General features: G+C 55.5%; 13 protein-coding genes. 5 read left to right on the top strand and 8 right to left on the bottom strand.

Going from position 1 to position 17342, the window contains the following annotated elements; genetic code table 11:
• Positions 1-22: 22 nt before the first annotated feature.
• Positions 23-379, bottom strand: coding sequence for a DUF2500 domain-containing protein (locus ACRQ84_RS16685; protein ID WP_064737942.1), 357 nt, complete (start codon positions 377-379; stop codon positions 23-25).
• Between the two features lie 164 nt (positions 380-543).
• On the opposite strand from ACRQ84_RS16685, the gene ACRQ84_RS16680 reads away from it, so the two are divergent.
• Together ACRQ84_RS16680 and ACRQ84_RS16675 are read left to right on the top strand one after the other, a co-directional pair.
• Positions 544-1173, top strand: coding sequence for a lysoplasmalogenase (locus tag ACRQ84_RS16680; RefSeq protein WP_064737943.1), 630 nt, complete (start codon positions 544-546; stop codon positions 1171-1173).
• Positions 1174-1265: 92 nt separating this feature from the next.
• A complete protein-coding gene (locus ACRQ84_RS16675) occupies positions 1266-3542 on the top strand; it encodes a zinc/cadmium/mercury/lead-transporting ATPase (RefSeq protein WP_483816624.1) in 2277 nt (758 codons plus the stop codon).
• On the opposite strand, the gene tusA is transcribed toward ACRQ84_RS16675, so the two are convergent.
• The gene (tusA, locus tag ACRQ84_RS16670; protein WP_483816623.1) at positions 3539-3784 is read right to left on the bottom strand and encodes a sulfurtransferase TusA; all 246 of its coding nucleotides are present in this window, start codon (positions 3782-3784) and stop codon (positions 3539-3541) included. The two genes, ACRQ84_RS16675 and tusA, sit on opposite strands and share 4 nt — an antisense overlap.
• A gap of 193 nt (positions 3785-3977) precedes the next feature.
• On the opposite strand from tusA, the gene ACRQ84_RS16665 reads away from it, so the two are divergent.
• Entirely contained in the window at positions 3978-4643 is a 666-nt protein-coding gene (locus ACRQ84_RS16665; RefSeq protein ID WP_483817944.1) for a 7-cyano-7-deazaguanine/7-aminomethyl-7-deazaguanine transporter, read from the top strand.
• Between the two features lie 273 nt (positions 4644-4916).
• A complete protein-coding gene (locus ACRQ84_RS16660; protein WP_483816622.1) occupies positions 4917-5474 on the top strand; it encodes a DcrB family lipoprotein in 558 nt (185 codons plus the stop codon).
• A gap of 109 nt (positions 5475-5583) precedes the next feature.
• Here the strand turns inward: ACRQ84_RS16660 and glgP are convergent, their stop codons facing one another.
• The 6 genes from glgP to asd all read right to left on the bottom strand — a co-directional run bounded on the left by glgP (position 5584) and on the right by asd (position 16484).
• Positions 5584-8031, bottom strand: coding sequence for a glycogen phosphorylase (gene glgP, locus ACRQ84_RS16655; protein ID WP_064737947.1), 2448 nt, complete (start codon positions 8029-8031; stop codon positions 5584-5586).
• A 21-nt stretch (positions 8032-8052) separates the two neighbouring features.
• A complete protein-coding gene (glgA, locus tag ACRQ84_RS16650; protein WP_064737948.1) occupies positions 8053-9486 on the bottom strand; it encodes a glycogen synthase GlgA in 1434 nt (477 codons plus the stop codon).
• Positions 9487-9545: 59 nt separating this feature from the next.
• Positions 9546-10841: a glucose-1-phosphate adenylyltransferase gene (gene glgC, locus ACRQ84_RS16645; RefSeq protein WP_064737949.1), complete on the bottom strand. Its 1296-nt coding sequence runs from the start codon at positions 10839-10841 to the stop codon at positions 9546-9548.
• Positions 10842-10851: 10 nt separating this feature from the next.
• The gene (gene glgX / locus ACRQ84_RS16640) at positions 10852-12831 is read right to left on the bottom strand and encodes a glycogen debranching protein GlgX (protein ID WP_483816621.1); all 1980 of its coding nucleotides are present in this window, start codon (positions 12829-12831) and stop codon (positions 10852-10854) included.
• Complete coding sequence (glgB, locus tag ACRQ84_RS16635) at positions 12831-15017, bottom strand: 1,4-alpha-glucan branching enzyme (RefSeq protein WP_483816620.1); 2187 nt, start codon at positions 15015-15017, stop codon at positions 12831-12833. Before glgB ends, glgX begins: the two co-directional genes overlap by 1 nt.
• Positions 15018-15374: 357 nt before the next feature.
• Entirely contained in the window at positions 15375-16484 is a 1110-nt protein-coding gene (gene asd, locus ACRQ84_RS16630; protein ID WP_483816619.1) for an aspartate-semialdehyde dehydrogenase, read from the bottom strand.
• Positions 16485-16705: 221 nt separating this feature from the next.
• On the opposite strand from asd, the gene ACRQ84_RS16625 reads away from it, so the two are divergent.
• Positions 16706-17299, top strand: coding sequence for a YhgN family NAAT transporter (locus ACRQ84_RS16625; RefSeq protein ID WP_064737953.1), 594 nt, complete (start codon positions 16706-16708; stop codon positions 17297-17299).
• Positions 17300-17342: the final 43 nt, after the last annotated feature.

The raw sequence follows: 17342 nt of genomic DNA, 5'->3' as shown, positions 1-17342 counted from the left end.
CAGGTCGCCATGAATGGCGACCCTACGGAGCCGGGGTAAAACTGACAAAGCGCGTCCCTTTCATTTTCAACTCGCCCTTCGCACCCTTATCGATCTGGTGATAATCATCGGCTTTCACCGTCACTTTAATATCGCTCGCGCCATTCAGCGGATGGAACCAGGCTTCGTACTTCATATCCTCAGCCACAATCTCCTCGCGCTGGCGTGAACGGCGATTGGGCGACGGAAATTCGCGTTTGGTTTTCACTTCCACACTGAGCGAGCGCACCGGCGAGGCATCGTTCACCGCGGTTTCGCGTCGCTGTTTGATAAACTGACGGGTGGCCAAAACGGCAATAATGGCCAGTACGATGAAAAAGATTAGCGGTGGTTTGCTCATGATTTATCTCGTGCTTTGCGTTAATTCGGAACGGGTAAAGACGACAAAGCATACAACCAGAGTCGGCTGATTGTCACATTCTGCGCCGGTAACTTACACTGAAAGGGTGATTTTGGGAAAATTCATCAAATTGGCGGACATTTCGTCCAAAAAAGGGAGAAAACATGCTTTGGTCTTTCCTTGCCGTACTTTTTTCAGGCTGGCTCTACGTCGATGCTTCATACCGCGGTCCGCAATGGCAGCGCTGGCTATTTAAACCTGTCACCTTACTGTTGCTTGTTGCCTGGGCATGGCAAGCGCCAACCTTTAACACCACTGATTATTTAATTGTGGCCGGCCTTGTTGCCACGTTGGTGGGTGACGCGTTGATGCTTTTACCGCGTCAGCAAATGCTCTATGCGCTGGGTGCGTTCTTTCTGTCGCATCTGTTGTATACCATCAGTTTTGCCGCGCACATGACCATGAGTTTCTTCTGGCCGATTCCTCTCACCTTCCTGATTATTGGCGTGATCGTCATCGGTATCCTGTGGAGCAAGCTGGAAGATCTGCGTTGGCCCATCTGCACCCTGATTGGCATGACGCTAGTGATGAACTGGATGGCGGCGGAGAATTACTTCTTCCGTCCAACTGACTTCAGCTTCTCACTGCTTGTAGGTGCCGCGTTGCTGCTGTTGGCCAACATTGTCTGGTTTATCTCGCATTATCGCCGCCGTTTCAGCGCCGATAGCGCCATCGTCGCCGCATGTTATTTTGCCGGTCACTTTATGATTGCGCGTTCACTGTGGCTGTACTGAAGATAATGTAACCTTACGCTTGACTCTGGAGTGGACTCCAGAGTGTAGCATCAGGGCGCGGGCATTAGCCCGCCCCTGATTCCGGAGGTTATATGCATCAACATGCCCACTCTTGCGGCTGTGGAAAATCCCATAGTAAGCCGCAGCCGCTATGCTCCATTCGCAGCGTAAAACCCTCAGCATTGAAAATCTCAGCCGTGCAGCCGGTCACACCCGACAGCGACTGCGGCTGCTGTGACAGCGATAGCGGATCGCCCGGCGGCGAAACTGACGGCGAAAGCGACAGGCCGTCGCTCACCTCGCACCAATTCCGCTGGCAGATTGCCGGTATGGATTGCCCCAGCTGTGCACGAAAAATTGAAACCGCTGTACAACGCGTACCGCAGGTGCAGCAAGCGCGGGTGATTTTCGCCAGTGAAAAACTGGTGGTTGATGCCGAAAAGGATATCCGCGCCGCGATTGAACAAGCCGTGAAAAATGCCGGCTTCACGCTGACCGCTAACGATTCCGCCTCGCCAACACCGGTTGAAAGCCGCTGGCGGGAGAATGCCGGATTGCTGCTGCTTGGCGTATTGATGGCCGCCAGCTGGCTGCTGAGCCAGGTTTCTCCCGTTTGGGGCGATCGCCTGTTTATCGCCACCACGCTGGTGGGTCTGGCGCCGATCGCCCGTAGCGCGTGGCAGCTGCTGCGCAACGGCTCGCCGTTCAGTATTGAAATGCTAATGACTATCGCCGCTGCCGGTGCGCTGGTTATCGGCGCGCACGCCGAAGCCGCGATGGTACTGCTGCTGTTCCAGCTGGGTGAACGCCTGGAAGCCTATGCCGCCGCACGCGCACGTCGCGGCGTCACCGCGCTGATGGCGTTACGTCCCGATACCGCCACGCGCATTACGGGCACGCAGCGGGAAAATGTCCGCTTAGAAGCGTTGCAACCTGGCGATGTGATTGAAGTGGCGGCCGGCGGTCGTTTACCGGCGGATGGTGAGCTGCTGCACGCCGGCGCCAGCTTTGATGAAAGCGCCCTCACCGGCGAATCGTTGCCGGTAGCGCGTGAGCCTGGCGAACAGATCATGGCCGGCGCCACCAGCCTTGATCGCCTGGTAATGCTGAAAGTGGTTTCCCAGCCAGGCCAAAGTGCCATTGACCGTATTCTGCAGTTGATTGAGGAAGCCGAAACCCATCGTGCGCCGGTAGAGCGGTTTATCGATCGCTTTAGTCGCATTTACACGCCCGCCGTTATGCTGCTGGCGCTGCTGGTGATGGTATTGCCGCCGCTGCTGGGCTTTGGCGATTGGTTGCCGTGGATTTATAAAGGGCTAACGCTGCTGCTGATTGGTTGTCCATGCGCGCTGGTAATCTCCACGCCTGCCGCCATTACCTCCGGCCTGGCCGCTGCGGCGCGTCAGGGCGCACTCATTAAGGGCGGCGCGGCGCTAGAACGTCTCAGTCGCGTTAGCATGATGGCGTTCGACAAAACCGGCACGCTGACGGCCGGTAAGCCGCAGCTTACCCACATCCAGCCATTTAGCGCGATAGCAGAAAACGCGTTGCTGAGCATCGCTGCTGCCGTTGAGCAGGGTTCCACCCATCCGCTGGCGCAGGCGATTGTTAACGAAGCCGAGCGCCGTCAGCTCACGATTCCGTCAGCCTCGCAGCAGCAAACGCTGGCGGGCAGCGGCATTCGTGCCGAGATCGATAGCGTGACGTATCAATTGCTTACGCCGCGCGAAGCCCGCAACCTCGACGCCGCGCAGCAGCAGCACATCGCTGATCTCGAAGCACAAGGCCAAACTGTGGTGCTGCTGTTGCAGGCGCAACAGGTGCTCGGCGCGCTGGCGTTGCGGGATCAGCTGCGTACCGAAGCCGCTGGCGCGCTGGCTGAGTTGCAGAAGCTCGGGGTGAATAGCGTGATGCTAACCGGCGATAACCCACGCGCGGCCGCCGCCATTGCGGCTGAACTCAACATTGATTATCGCGCCGCTTTGCTGCCTGCCGATAAAGTTGAGGCGGTAAGGAAATTGGGTGAGCAGCAATCATTGGCGATGGTCGGCGACGGCATCAACGATGCGCCCGCCATGAAAGCGGCGACGATTGGTATTGCGATGGGTAGCGGCACCGATGTGGCGCTGGAAGCCGCGGATGTAGCATTAACGCAAAACCAGCTGGCGATTCTGCCACGCACTATTGTGCTGGCACGGCGCACGCGCGCCATCATTCGTCAGAACGTGGCGCTGGCGTTGGGATTAAAAGTGATTTTTCTGGTCACCACGCTACTCGGCTTCACTGGTTTGTGGTTGGCAGTATTAGCAGACTCCGGTGCCACCGCGCTGGTGACGGCCAACGCCCTGCGATTGCTGCGCCAGCGTTAAGCGCCTTTCTTAATCAAAAACTGGTACGGCAGGCTTTCGGTCTGCTGTGCCAGAAGCTGATGCTCCATGAAGCGGCAGAAACCGGGGATATCGCGCGTGGTGGCTGGATCGTCGGCGATGATCAGCAAGGTTTCACCGGTCTGCATGCTGCGCACGGTTTTACGCACCATCATTACCGGCTCCGGGCAGCGCAAGCCAAGGGCATCAAGCTGATGGTCAGGCGCAGAAAAGGGATCGCTCATGATTCTCTGTCAATAGTTGATGATGGGCGCTCATTCTAGCGCGCGAATTAGGCAACGCAAGGCGATAACGATTGCGTTAAAATTAACCATTGCATAAATTGCGCAACGCGTTAAGATGCCGCCGATTTTTTATTTACCATCGTGTTAACACACGAACCTGGGTTCCCTCACCCCATCACTAAAAAGGCTTATGATGATTGCTTTCTCTGCACGTCAGCGCATGCATGCGCTGTTTTGGCTATCGCTTTTCCATCTGCTGGTGATCACCTCCAGTAACTATCTGGTGCAGCTGCCGATTTCGATCTTCGGCTTTCACACCACATGGGGCGCGTTTAGCTTTCCGTTTATTTTCCTCGCCACCGATCTGACCGTGCGCATTTTTGGCGCGCCGCTCGCCCGTCGCATTATTCTGGCGGTGATGATTCCAGCGCTGGTGATCTCCTACATTGTTTCGTGCGTGTTTTATCAGGGCGCATGGCAAGGGTGGGCTTCTCTGGAAGAGGTGAATCTGTTTGTTGCGCGTATCGCCTGCGCCAGCTTTATGGCTTATGCGCTGGGTCAGATTCTCGACGTGCACGTTTTTAACCGTTTGCGCCGTTTATCACAGTGGTGGATTGCCCCGGCAGCAGCGATGTTCCTCGGCAATATCAGCGATACACTGGCCTTCTTCTTCATCGCCTTTTACAAGAGTCCAGACCCGTTTATGGCGGCGCATTGGGTCGAGATCGCTTTGGTGGATTACAGCTTCAAAGTGCTGATCTGCATGATCTTCTTCCTGCCAGCTTACGGCGTGTTACTGAATGCCATGCTGAAGCGATTAGCTGAGCGTTCCGCGCAGCAGCAGATCAATTTCGGCTAATTACACACATACCCTAAATAATTCAAGTTGCAGGAAGGCGGCAAGCGCTGGCCCGTAGGGAGAGAATCAGTAATGAGCCTCATAATCCCCAGGAGCTTACATAAGTAAGTGACTGGGGTGAATACACGCAGCCAACGCACTTGCAGCTTGAAGTATGACGGGTATACACGAAACGCTACGGCACGCTAAGATTTCCTGACACTCCGGCAGTTGCTTTTGACTGCCGATTCCGTTTTGATAACGCCTGACTGGAATCATGTAAAAGGGAAAAGAATGCGTAACGTAGTGAAATATGTGGGTATTGGCCTGTTGGTTATCGGTCTGGCGGCATGTGACCAGAAGAAAGATGATGCGGCAGCGAACAGCAACGGTGCGAGCGCCAGCCAGTCGGCCCAGACGGTCAATCTGATGGACGGCAAACTGAGCTTCTCACTGCCTGCTGGCATGTCTGACAAAAGCGGAAAACTCGGCTCTGAATCCACCAATATGCACGTTTACGCCGACGAAACCGGTCAGCGTGCGATTATTGTGATTGCGGGTGATCCCACTAATGAAGCGCTTGATGCGCTGGCACAGCGTCTGGAACAGCAGCAGCGCGGTCGCGATCCACAGCTGCAAGTGGTTTCAAACAAAGCGGTCACGTTGAAAGACCAGCCAGCACAGCAGCTGGACACGGTGATTTCTGCTAATAATCAGACGTCATGGTCTTCGGTGATTCTGGCGAAAGTGGACGGTAAGTTGCTGACGCTGCAAATTACCTTACCAGCGGATAACCAACAGCAAGCGCAGAGCGATGCTGATGGGATTATCAAAAGCATCACCCTGAAATAATCCTTAAAATCTGAACGTTTATCGGTCGCCATGAATGGCGACCCTACAAGGGTTCAGTGCAGTTTGGTAGGGTCGCCATTCATGGCGACCTGGTTCTGTAAGCCCCGCCTTACAACCTCACTGGCGAAATGTGCCAGATCTCATCCGCATATTCCTGAATGGTTCGATCCGACGAAAAATAGCCCATGTTGGCGATATTCAGCGCCGCGCTGCGCTGCCACTTATCCGGTTGTCGATAAAGCTTGTCCACCTTGTCCTGCGTATCCACATAGCTGCGATAATCCGCCAGTAGTTGGTAGTGATCGCCGAAGTTGACCAAGGCATCAAACAGATTGCGATAGCGCCCGGGCTCCTGCGGACTGAATAGCCCGCTGGCGATTTGCGTCAGCGCCTGATGCAGCTCAGGATCGTCCTCGTAATACTTACGTGGGTTGTAGCCATCGGTGCGCAGTTTCTCCACCTGCGGTGTGGTGTTACCAAAGATAAAGATATTCTCCTTGCCGACGTGCTCCAGCATCTCCACATTGGCGCCATCCAACGTGCCGATGGTTAACGCGCCATTCAGTGCAAACTTCATGTTACTGGTGCCCGATGCCTCAGTGCCGGCGGTAGAGATCTGCTCAGAGAGATCCGCCGCCGGAATAATGATCTGCGCCAGACTCACGCCATAGTTGGGAATGAACACCACCTTGAGCTTGTTTTTCACCTGAGGATCGTTATTGATCACATTGGCAACATCGTTGATCAAATGAATGATGTGCTTCGCCACGTAATACGCCGATGCGGCCTTGCCGGCGAAAATATTAACACGCGGCACCCATTCAGCGGTGGGATCGGCCTTAATACGGTTGTAGCGCGTAATCACGTGCAGCACGTTCAGCAGCTGACGTTTGTATTCGTGGATGCGTTTGATCTGCACGTCAAAAAGCGCATGCGGATCGAGCACGATATCCAAATTCTTCGCTACCCAATCCGCCAGACGTTTTTTGTTGGCAAACTTGGCATCGGCGATCTGTTCAATAAATGCCGGATAATCGACTTGCGCCGTCAACTCATTGAGCTGACCGAGATCGGTGCGCCAATTGCGACCAATCGCTTCATCCAACACCTCGGACAGCGCCGGGTTGGCCAGCGCCAGCCAGCGACGTGGCGTCACGCCGTTGGTTTTATTACAGAAACGGCCCGGGAACAGGCGCGCGAAGTCAGCGAACAGCGATTGCACCATCAAATTGGAGTGCAGCTCCGACACACCATTAACTTTGTGGCTCACCACCACCGCCAACCACGCCATGCGAATGCGGCGGCCATCGTTCTCGTCGATGATCGAGATACGCGACATCAGATCCCAATCATCCGGATAGTATTCCTGAATGGTTTTCAGGAAATAATCGTTGATTTCAAAGATGATGCTGAGATGACGCGGCAGGATCTTGCCGATCATGTCCACCGGCCAGCTTTCCAGCGCTTCGGTCATCAGCGTGTGGTTCGTATAGGAGAACACCTGACAGGTCACTTCAAACGCATCGTCCCAGCTGAATTTTTGCTCGTCGATCAGCAAACGCATCAGTTCAGGGATGGCCAGCACCGGATGGGTATCGTTAAGGTGAATGGCGATTTTGTCGGGCAGATTGTCCCAGGTTTCATGCATCTGCCAGTGGCGATTGAGAATATCCTGCACCGTTGAGGAGACGAGGAAATACTCCTGACGCAGACGCAGCTCGCGGCCCGAATAGGTTGAATCATCGGGGTAGAGCACGCGCGAGACGTTTTCCGAGTGGTTTTTATCTTCTACTGCAGCGAAGTAATCGCCCTGATTAAATTTACCAAGATTAATTTCGTTACTGGCCTGCGCGCCCCACAGGCGCAGCGTATTGGTGGCGTCGGTATCGAAACCGGGAATGATTTGATCGTAAGCCATCGCCACGATCTCCTCGGTTTCCACCCAGCGCACCCGCGCGCCTTCATGCTGTAAACGGCCGCCGAAACGGACTTTGTAGCGCGTGTTAAAGCGCTGGAATTCCCACGGATTACCGTATTCCAGCCAGTAATCCGGTGATTCGCGTTGCTGGCCGTCGACGATATTCTGCTTAAACATGCCGTAATCGTAACGAATGCCATAGCCGCGCCCGGGTAAACCGAGCGTGGCGAGTGAATCGAGGAAGCAGGCGGCTAAACGTCCCAAACCGCCGTTGCCGAGGCCAGGATCGTTCTCCTCTTCCATCAGTTCGCTGAGATCGAGGCCCATCTCGTCCAGTGCCTGATTGAGATCGTCGTAAATGCCCATCGCCAGCAAGGCATTACCCAGCGTGCGGCCCATCAGGAATTCCATCGACAGATAGTAAACCTGCCGCACATCCTGTGAGAGCTGTGCGCGGCTGGAGCGCAGCCAGCGTTCCACCATACGATCTCGCACCGCCAACAGCGCGGCATTGAGCCACTCATGCTTATTTGCGATCGAGGGATCTTTACCAATAGTAAACATCAGCTTATAGGCGATTGAGTGCTTTAGCGCATCAACCGTCAGCGTGGGTGAGGCATAGGTGAAAGGTGCATTCATATCAAGTATCCCAATCTCTCATTACAGCAAACGTTGATAAAGATCGCGGTAGGCTTGTGCCGCCACCTGCCAACTAAAATCCATCCCCATCGCCTGGCGCTGGACGTAACGCCAGAGTGCAGGACGAGACCACAGAACAAATGCACGCCGAATCGCCCGCAGCAGCGACCAGGCATTACTGTCTTCAAAGGTAAAGCCGCTGGCGACGCCGTCTGCCAGGTTCTCCAGCGAACTGTCTTGCACCGTATCCGCCAGCCCACCGGTGCGACGTACCAGCGGCAACGTGCCATATTTCAAACCGTATAGCTGCGTTAAGCCACACGGCTCAAAGCGGCTCGGCACCATAATGACATCCGCACCGCCAACAATACGGTGCGAGAAAGCTTCGTGATAACCAATCTGCACGCCAACGCGGCCCGGATGTTCTGCCGCCGCGGCAAGGAAACCTTGCTGCAGCTCTGCGTCTCCCTGACCAAGCAGCACCAGTTGGCCGCCTTGGGCCAGCAAGCCCGGCAGCGCTTCCAGCACTAAATCCAGCCCTTTCTGTTTAGTCAAACGGCTGATGACGCAGAACACTGGCGCTTTGTCATCCACCTTCAGACCCATAGCAATCTGTAGCTGGCGCTTGTTCTCGGCTTTGCTCTCCAGCGTTTCACTGTCGTAGCGCGCGGTGAGCAACAAGTCATGCGCCGGATCCCAAATCCCCGGGTCGACGCCATTCAGAATGCCGCTCAGCCGCCCTTCACGCAGCCGCTGTTCAAGCAGGGATTCCATGCCGTAACCAAATTCTGGTCGGGTAATTTCCAGCGCGTAAGTGGGGCTGACCGCCGTAATATGATCGGCATAAAATAGCCCCGCCTTGAGGTAGGAAATCTGCCCGAAGAATTCCAGGCCATGCATATCAAAGTAGGCGCGAGGAATCTGAATCTCATCCAGATGGCGCGCAGAAAACAGCCCCTGGTACGCCAGATTGTGCACCGTAAACACCGTTTTCGCCGGGCCTCCGCGCGCGGCGATATAGGCGCAGGTTAAGCCGGCGTGCCAGTCATGCGCGTGCACGATATCGGGCTGCCAGTTCATATCCAATCCGCTGGCAATCTCCGCGCCCATCCAGCCGAGCAGCGCAAAGCGCAGGTAATTATCGACATAAGCAAATTGCGATGTGTCGTGATAAGGACTGCCGGGACGTTCATACAATCCCGGCGCATCAATTAAATAAATACCAACGCCGTTGAATTGTCCAAAAAGTAAACGAACCGGCCCGGCAAAAGTTTGTAGCTCCGCCACAATTTCAGTATCAGGAATCCCTTTACGCAGATCCGGATAGGCGGGAATCAGCACCCGCGCATCCGCACCTTCGGCTATTTGCGCCTGTGGTAATGCACCGACCACATCAGCCAATCCGCCCGTTTTTAACAGCGGGAAAAGCTCTGAACAGACATGTAAAACCAGCATCCTGAACCCCTATTGTTATCGCATGCGTTCCACGCGGCAATTTTCTCTATGCTCTTTCGTTACTTACTGACCGCTCCGGCCAATTTGGCCAACATGGCGCGCGTCACCAGTACGATGCCCTCTTCTGAACGGTAAAAACGTCGGCTGTCTTCATCAGGGTTTTCGCCAATGACCATGCCTTCTGGCAATTCGCAGGCGCGATCGATCACGCAGCGACGCAGACGACAAGATCGGCCAACCACTACGTCGGGCAGCAGCACTGCAGAATCAATATTGCAAAACGAGTTAATGCGGATACGTGGGAATAGCACCGAATTCACCACCACCGAGCCCGAGATGATGCAGCCGCCAGAGACCAGCGAATTCATCGTCATGCCGTGGCTGCCGGAACGATCCTGCACAAATTTCGCCGGTGGTAATGGCTCCATATGGGTGCGAATCGGCCAGCTGTGGTCGTACATATCCAGTTCGGGCGTTACCGAGGCTAAATCGAGATTGGCGCGCCAGTAAGCCTCCAGCGTCCCGACGTCGCGCCAGTATGGCTCAGCGTTCTCGTCGATCTGCACGCAGGATAACGTGAAGGAGTGCGCGTACGCCTCGCCGCTAGCGACGATTTTTGGCAGCAAATCTTTACCGAAATCGTGACTTGAATCAGCCACTTGCAGATCTTCTTCCAGCAGTTGATAAAGATAATCGGCGTTAAACACATAAATGCCCATGCTGGCCAGCGCTCGGCTGTCGTCACCCGGCATTGACGGCGGTTTCGGCGGCTTTTCGACAAAATCGATCACGTTGTTTTCGGCATCAACCGCCATTACACCAAATGCGGTGGCTTCGGCTAACGGCACCGGCAAGCAGGCGATGGTACATTTGGCACCGCGATCGACGTGGTCGAGCAGCATGCGCGAGTAGTCCATTTTGTAGATGTGATCCCCGGCGAGAATCACGATGTACTGCGCGTTGTAGCGGCGAATGATGTCGAGGTTTTGCGTCACCGCATCGGCGGTACCGCGATACCAATGTTCGGTGGCGGCGCGCTGCTGCGCCGGCAGCAGATCGACAAATTCGTTCATCTCCTCGTTGAACAGCGACCAGCCACGCTGAATGTGCTGCACCAGCGTATGTGACTGATATTGGGTGATCACCCCGATGCGCCGTATGCCCGAGTTGATGCAGTTGGACAGCGCAAAGTCGATGATGCGGAACTTGCCACCGAAGTGCACGGCAGGTTTGGCGCGTTTCGCGGTGAGATCTTTCAGACGCGTACCGCGCCCGCCAGCAAGGATCAAGGCAACCGTTTGTGTAGGGAGCTGGCGCGCCAGCATCAGATGATCTGTTCTATCTAATTTAACCATGTCTGACTCCTTATGATTGCTTTAGGAACACGCACACACCGTGTGCGGGACCGTGCCAGACAGTTGTATGAATGGGGTTATCTTCCCCGGCGAAAGGAGGAATGGCATGCCACTCTCCGTCTGGTAAGGCGATATCACTCACCGATTCCGTGGCGTTTATTGTTATTAACCAGCGGCCGGAGAGCAGGATCTGCATTCTGTGCGTCCCCTGTTCCCACTGATCTTTCTCCAGTGGTTTGCCGCTGGCATTGAACCACTGCACATTGCCGTCGCCTTCCTGCCACCAGCCATCCAGCGTCAACGCGGGAATGCGCTGGCGCAGGTGGATTAATGCGGCAGTGAAGTCGACCAGCCCAAAATCATCTTGTTGCCAGTCGAGCCAGGTGAGCGGATTGTCCTGGCAATAAGCGTTGTTATTACCGTGCTGACTGTGACCCCGCTCGTCACCTGCCAGCAGCATCGGCGTGCCTTGCGCCAACAGCAGCGTGGTGAGCAAGCCATGCACGCTGCGCCGCCGCCGTTCGACAATATCGAAATGGACCTGCAGCCCTTCTTTGCCGTGGTTATGGCTGAAGTTGTTGCTGCTGCCATCACGATTGTCTTCGCCGTTGGCCTGATTGTGTTTGTTGTTGAAGCTCACCACATCACGCAGCGTGAAGCCGTCGTGAGCAGTGATCAGATTAATGCTGGCGTGCGGCAGACGCGCCTCACGCTGAAATACGTCGCTGGATGCAGCAAAACGACGGGCAAAATCGCCGTTATTCAGCTGGCCATGGAGCCAGTAACGGCGCGCCGCATCGCGAAAATGGTCGTTCCACTCGGCGAAGTCGGACGGGAAATTGCCAACCTGATAACCGCCAGGCCCGATATCCCACGGCTCCGCAATCAACTTCACCTGTGAGAGCAGCGGACAGGCTTTGATGGCGGCAAACAGCGGCGCATCCTGTTGAAATTCCGGCGTGCGGCCTAATACGCTGGCAAGATCGAAACGGAAGCCATCAATGTGGCACGCACGAACCCAATAGCGCAGCGCCTCCAGTACCCATTCCATCACCTGCGGATGGCTGAGATTTAGCGTGTTGCCGCAGCCAGTCCAGTTTTGATAATCGCCGTTGCCATCGAGCCAGTAATAACTGGCGTTATCCACGCCGCGCTGTGAAATCGTCGGCCCTATCTCTTCCAGTTCTGCGGTGTGGTTGAACACCACATCCAGAATCACTTCAATGCCCGCCGCATGCAGCACTTTTACCGCCTGCTGAAACTCCTGCAGCGGCGATAAACCGTGTTCACCCGACGCGTAACGAGCATCGACCGCCCACAGAGCAAACGGGTTGTAGCCCCAGTAATTACTCAACCCCAGACGGCGTAAACGCGGTTCGCTGGTGAACTGGGCAATCGGCAACAGCTCCAGCGCGGTGATGCCAAGATGGCGCAGATACTTCACCATAGCAGGATGACCCAGCGCCGCATAAGTGCCACGCAGCCTTTCCGGAATTTCCGGATGCTGCATCGTTAATCCGCGCACGTGCGCTTCATAAATCACCGTGTTACCCCACGGCGTACGCGGCGCCTGATCGTCTTCCCAGGCGAAATCTTCAGCAATCACCAGCGATTTCGGCGCGATGGCGGCGTTATCCCGCGCATCGGGTTCACGGTCGCCGCCGTGAAAACGCGCGTCATCCGTTACCTCACCCGCAACTGCTTTGGCGCAGGGATCGACCAGCAGCTTGGCAGGATTGAACCGATGTCCCTGCTGCGGTGCCCACGGGCCATGCACGCGATAGCCGTAGCGCTGGCCGGGCTTCAGTGCGGGAAAATAGCCGTGCCAGATATCACCGCTGCGCGCGGGCAGCGCAAAACGGCGCTCCGCACCGTGCGCATCAAACAGGCACAGTTCAACACGCTCGGCGTGCTGGGAAAACAGCGTGAAATTGACGCCGTGCCCATCGTAATGCGCACCTAACGGTTTCGGCTGTCCCTGCTCCAGCATCAGTCGCTCTCCCGCACCAGCCAAAGTGTTGCCAGCGGCGGTAAGGTCAAGCTCAGCGACTGCGACCGACCGTGACTTTCAATTTCATCGGTATGTACCACGCCGTGATTACGCGTATCGCTGCCGTGATAATCGTGTTGGTCGGTATTCATTATCTCGCGCCAGCCGCCACGCTGATTTACCCCAAAGCGATAGTTGTGACGCGCCACCGGCGTAAAGTTACTGACCACGATGATTTCATTGCCGTCGCGATCGCGGCGCACAAAGACAAACACCGAGTTCTCATGATCATCGACCACCAACCACTCAAAACCTTGCCCATCAAAATCGAGCTGATGCAGCGGCGCATAGTGGCGATAGGTGTGGTTAAGATCGCGTACCAGACGCTGCACGCCGTTGTGCCAGTTATCCTCACCTTCCAGCAGATGCCAGTCGAGGCTGCTGTCGTGATTCCACTCGCGCCCTTGCGCAAACTCGTTGCCCATAAACTGCAGCTTCTTGCCGGGGAAACCCCACATCCAGCCGTAATAGGCACGCAGGTTAGCGAACTTCTGCCAGGCATCGCCCGGCATGCGATCGAGGATCGAGCGCTTGCCGTGCACCACTTCGTCATGCGACAGCGGCAGCACAAAGTTTTCGGTGTAGTTGTAGAGCATGCCGAAGGTCATCAGCTGGTGATGGTAGCGGCGATGCACCGGATCGAGCTTCATGTAATCCAGCGTGTCGTGCATCCAGCCGAGGTTCCATTTGAACCAAAAGCCGAGGCCGCCATCCTCAGAGGGACGCGTCACGCCAGGATAATCGGTGGATTCTTCCGCCACCGTGACGCTGCCCGGCGCGGCGTGGCCCAATACGCGGTTGGTATGGCGCAGGAATGAAATCGCTTCGAGATTTTCTCGCCCACCAAATTGATTGGGTACCCATTCGCCTTCGGCGCGACTGTAGTCGCGGTAGATCATCGAGGCCACCGCATCCACACGTAATCCATCAATGCCGAAGCGCTCCATCCAATATAAGGCATTGCCGGAAAGGTAATTGCTCACCTCGCGGCGACCAAAGTTGTAGATCAGCGTGTTCCAGTCCTGATGAAAACCTTCGCGTGGATCGCTGTGTTCATACAGCTCGGTACCGTCAAACTTCGCCAGGCCAAAGTCATCGCTGGGGAAGTGGCCCGGCACCCAATCAAGTAGCACGTTGATGCCGGCGTCATGCGCAGCCGCAACAAAATGGCGAAACTCATCGCGCGTACCGAAACGGCGCGTGGGCGCATACATGCCAAGCGGCTGATAGCCCCAGCTGCCGTCGAACGGATGTTCGTTAATCGGCATCAGTTCGATATGGGTGAAGCCCATCTCTTTGACGTAAGGGATGAGCTGTTCGGCCAGCTCCTTGTAACTTAACCAGAAGTTGTCATCGGTATGACGGCGCCATGAACCCAGATGGACTTCGTAAATAGAAATTGGCTGGTCAAAGCCATTGGCGGCTTTGCGCTGCGGCTGCATTTCGGTTTTCGGCGGTAAACCACAGATCATCGACGCCGTTTGCGGCCGCATCTGTGCTTCGAAGGCAAAAGGATCGGCTTTGATGCGCATCTGACCGCTATTATCAACGATTTCAAATTTGTACAGCTGGCCATTCACCGCGCCCGGAACAAACAGTTCCCAGACACCGAGTTCGCGCCGGAAGCGCATAGGATGGCGGCGGCCATCCCAGAAATTGAACTCGCCTACCACCGACACGCGCCGCGCATTCGGTGCCCAAACGGCAAAGCGCGTGCCATGCACGCCATCAATGGTGGTGCCGTGCGCGCCAAGGGTTTCGTAAGGACGCAGGTGCGTACCTTCGCCCAGCAGCCAGGCATCCATCTCTGCCAGCAGCGGGCCAAAGCGATAGGCATCATCAATCAGGTTTTGCTGGCCGTGCCAATTTACCGCCAGCTGATAGCCGAACAGGTTTTTACGGCGTGGGATCACGCCACAAAAAAATCCGCGCGAGTCGAGACACGTAAGCTGGGCGCATTTGCGTCCAGTGTTGGTTTCAATCACCCATACATCGGAGGCATCGGGCAGCAGCGCGCGAACTTCAAGGCCTGCGGCCGTTTGGTGCATCCCCAGTAATGAAAAGGGATCGGCGTAATTCCCGGCAAAAAGGGCATTGATCGCCTGGCGATCGGGAAGCTCTGACATGACTTTCTTCCTATGATTTTGCGCAGGCGACCAGAGTCGGCAGGATTATCGCCTCGGGTGCGCTGCTTTTCATTGAGCCATAGGTACACCGCGAGGACACAACCGTCCGTGGGAAAGATCTTCACCGTGTACAACAACCATTCAGTTCGAAAAAACGAAAACAGTTAACAACCGGCACATCTCTGTTAAATCATAGCTTGGGGATGGCAGAAGCCATGGAGGATCGTGAAATATTGTTGTCGGGCGAGCAAAAAAGGGAAGCGGATCACTTGTCAGGCGCAATTTGCATAATTTTTTGCAGCCTGGATAACTAAAAAAAGGCCGGGAAACCCCGGCCTGTCTGGTTTACCGCTGCGCTTAGTCGATCAACAAACGCAGCATGCGACGCAGCGGTTCAGCGGCGCCCCACAATAACTGATCGCCCACGGTGAAGGCAGAAAGGTATTCCGGCCCCATGTTCAGTTTGCGCAGGCGACCCACTGGCGTAGTCAGCGTGCCAGTGACGGCGGCTGGCGTCAGTTCACGCATGGTGATTTCACGGTCGTTTGGCACCACTTTCACCCACTCGTTGTGGGAAGCCAGCAGCTGTTCGATTTCGCTCAGCGGCAGGTCTTTTTTCAGCTTGAGGGTGAAGGCCTGGCTGTGGCAGCGCAGGGCGCCAACACGCACACACAAGCCATCAACCGGAATCACATTGCGGGTACGCAGAATCTTGTTGGTTTCCGCCTGGCCCTTCCACTCTTCGCGGCTCTGGCCGTTATCCAGCTGTTTGTCGATCCACGGAATCAGGCTGCCCGCCAGGGGTACGCCGAAGTTGTCGGTTGGCAAGGTGCCAGAGCGGGTGAAATCGGTGACGCTGCGTTCGATATCCAGAATGGCGGAAGCCGGATTCTGCAGCGAGCTGGCCACGTGGTCATGCAGCATGCCCATCTGCGTCAGCAATTCACGCATATGGCGCGCACCGCCGCCCGATGCCGCCTGATAAGTGGCAACCGACGCCCACTCAACCAGATCGTTGGCAAACAGGCCACCCAGTGACATCAACATCAGACTCACGGTGCAGTTGCCGCCGACGAAGGTTTTGATGCCGTTGTCGAGGCCCTGACGAATCACATGATGGTTAACTGGATCGAGAATGATGATCGCGTCATCTTTCATGCGCAGCGTGGAAGCCGCATCAATCCAGTAACCCTGCCAGCCGCTTTCGCGCAGCTTCGGATAGACTTCACTGGTGTAATCGCCGCCCTGACAGGTGATAATAATATCCAGCGCCTTCAGCGCCTCGATATCAAAAGCATCCTGCAGCGCACCGGTCGACTTACCGCCGAACGTCGGCGCCGCCTGACCAAGCTGTGACGTGGAGAAAAAGACCGGATTGATGACATCAAAATCGCGTTCTTCGCTCATACGTGACATCAGCACTGAGCCGACCATGCCACGCCAACCAATAAAACCTACATTCTTCATTTTCTGTCCGTCTCGGGTGTTCTCGAAGGAAGCCCTAAGTGGTGCGAGGAAAAGACGGGCCGGATAATCCTGCCCGTCTGCGTAATAATCAGGTTTACCTATGACCGTCAACTCTACAAAATGCAGCACTTCTGGCAAGTGAATTAATTCGATTGCGCTAACTTTTTCAGCAGTACAACTAATAATGGCCTTGGCCAAATGGATAGGATGGTTTACCTGACATGACTGAAATGATATCCGCGACCATATTGCTGCTGTTAATTATGGACCCGCTGGGCAACCTGCCGATCTTTATGTCGGTATTGAAGCATCTGGAGCCCAAGCGCCGCCGCGTGGTGCTGATGCGCGAAATGCTGATCGCGCTGATTCTGATGCTGCTGTTTCTCTTCGCCGGTGAACGCATTCTGACGTTTCTGAATCTGCGCACCGAAACCGTGTCGATCTCCGGCGGCATCATTCTGTTCCTGATTGCCATTCGCATGATTTTTCCCTCCGAGGAGAGCAGCAGCAGCGGACTTCCGGCTGGTGAAGAGCCATTTCTGGTGCCGTTGGCGATTCCGCTGGTTGCCGGCCCTTCGCTGCTGGCGACGCTGATGCTGTTATCACATCAATATCCCAATCAAATGACGCACCTGGTGGGGGCGCTGCTGATTGCCTGGGGTGTAACAGTAGGAATTTTGCTGATGTCGGGACTGTTTTTACGTCTGCTGGGTGACAAAGGCGTTAACGCGCTGGAACGTCTGATGGGGTTGATTTTGATTATGCTGGCAACGCAGATGTTTCTGGATGGGATACGCACTTATCTGAAGCTGTAGTGCAAAACGGTGCGCATAAATGCGCACCCTACGATAAACCGGT

It is taken from the genome of Pantoea sp. E2023-21 (genome assembly GCF_051302795.1).
Classification (GTDB): domain Bacteria; phylum Pseudomonadota; class Gammaproteobacteria; order Enterobacterales; family Enterobacteriaceae; genus Pantoea; species Pantoea ludwigii_A.
This window is presented reverse-complemented; position numbering and strand designations above follow the sequence as displayed.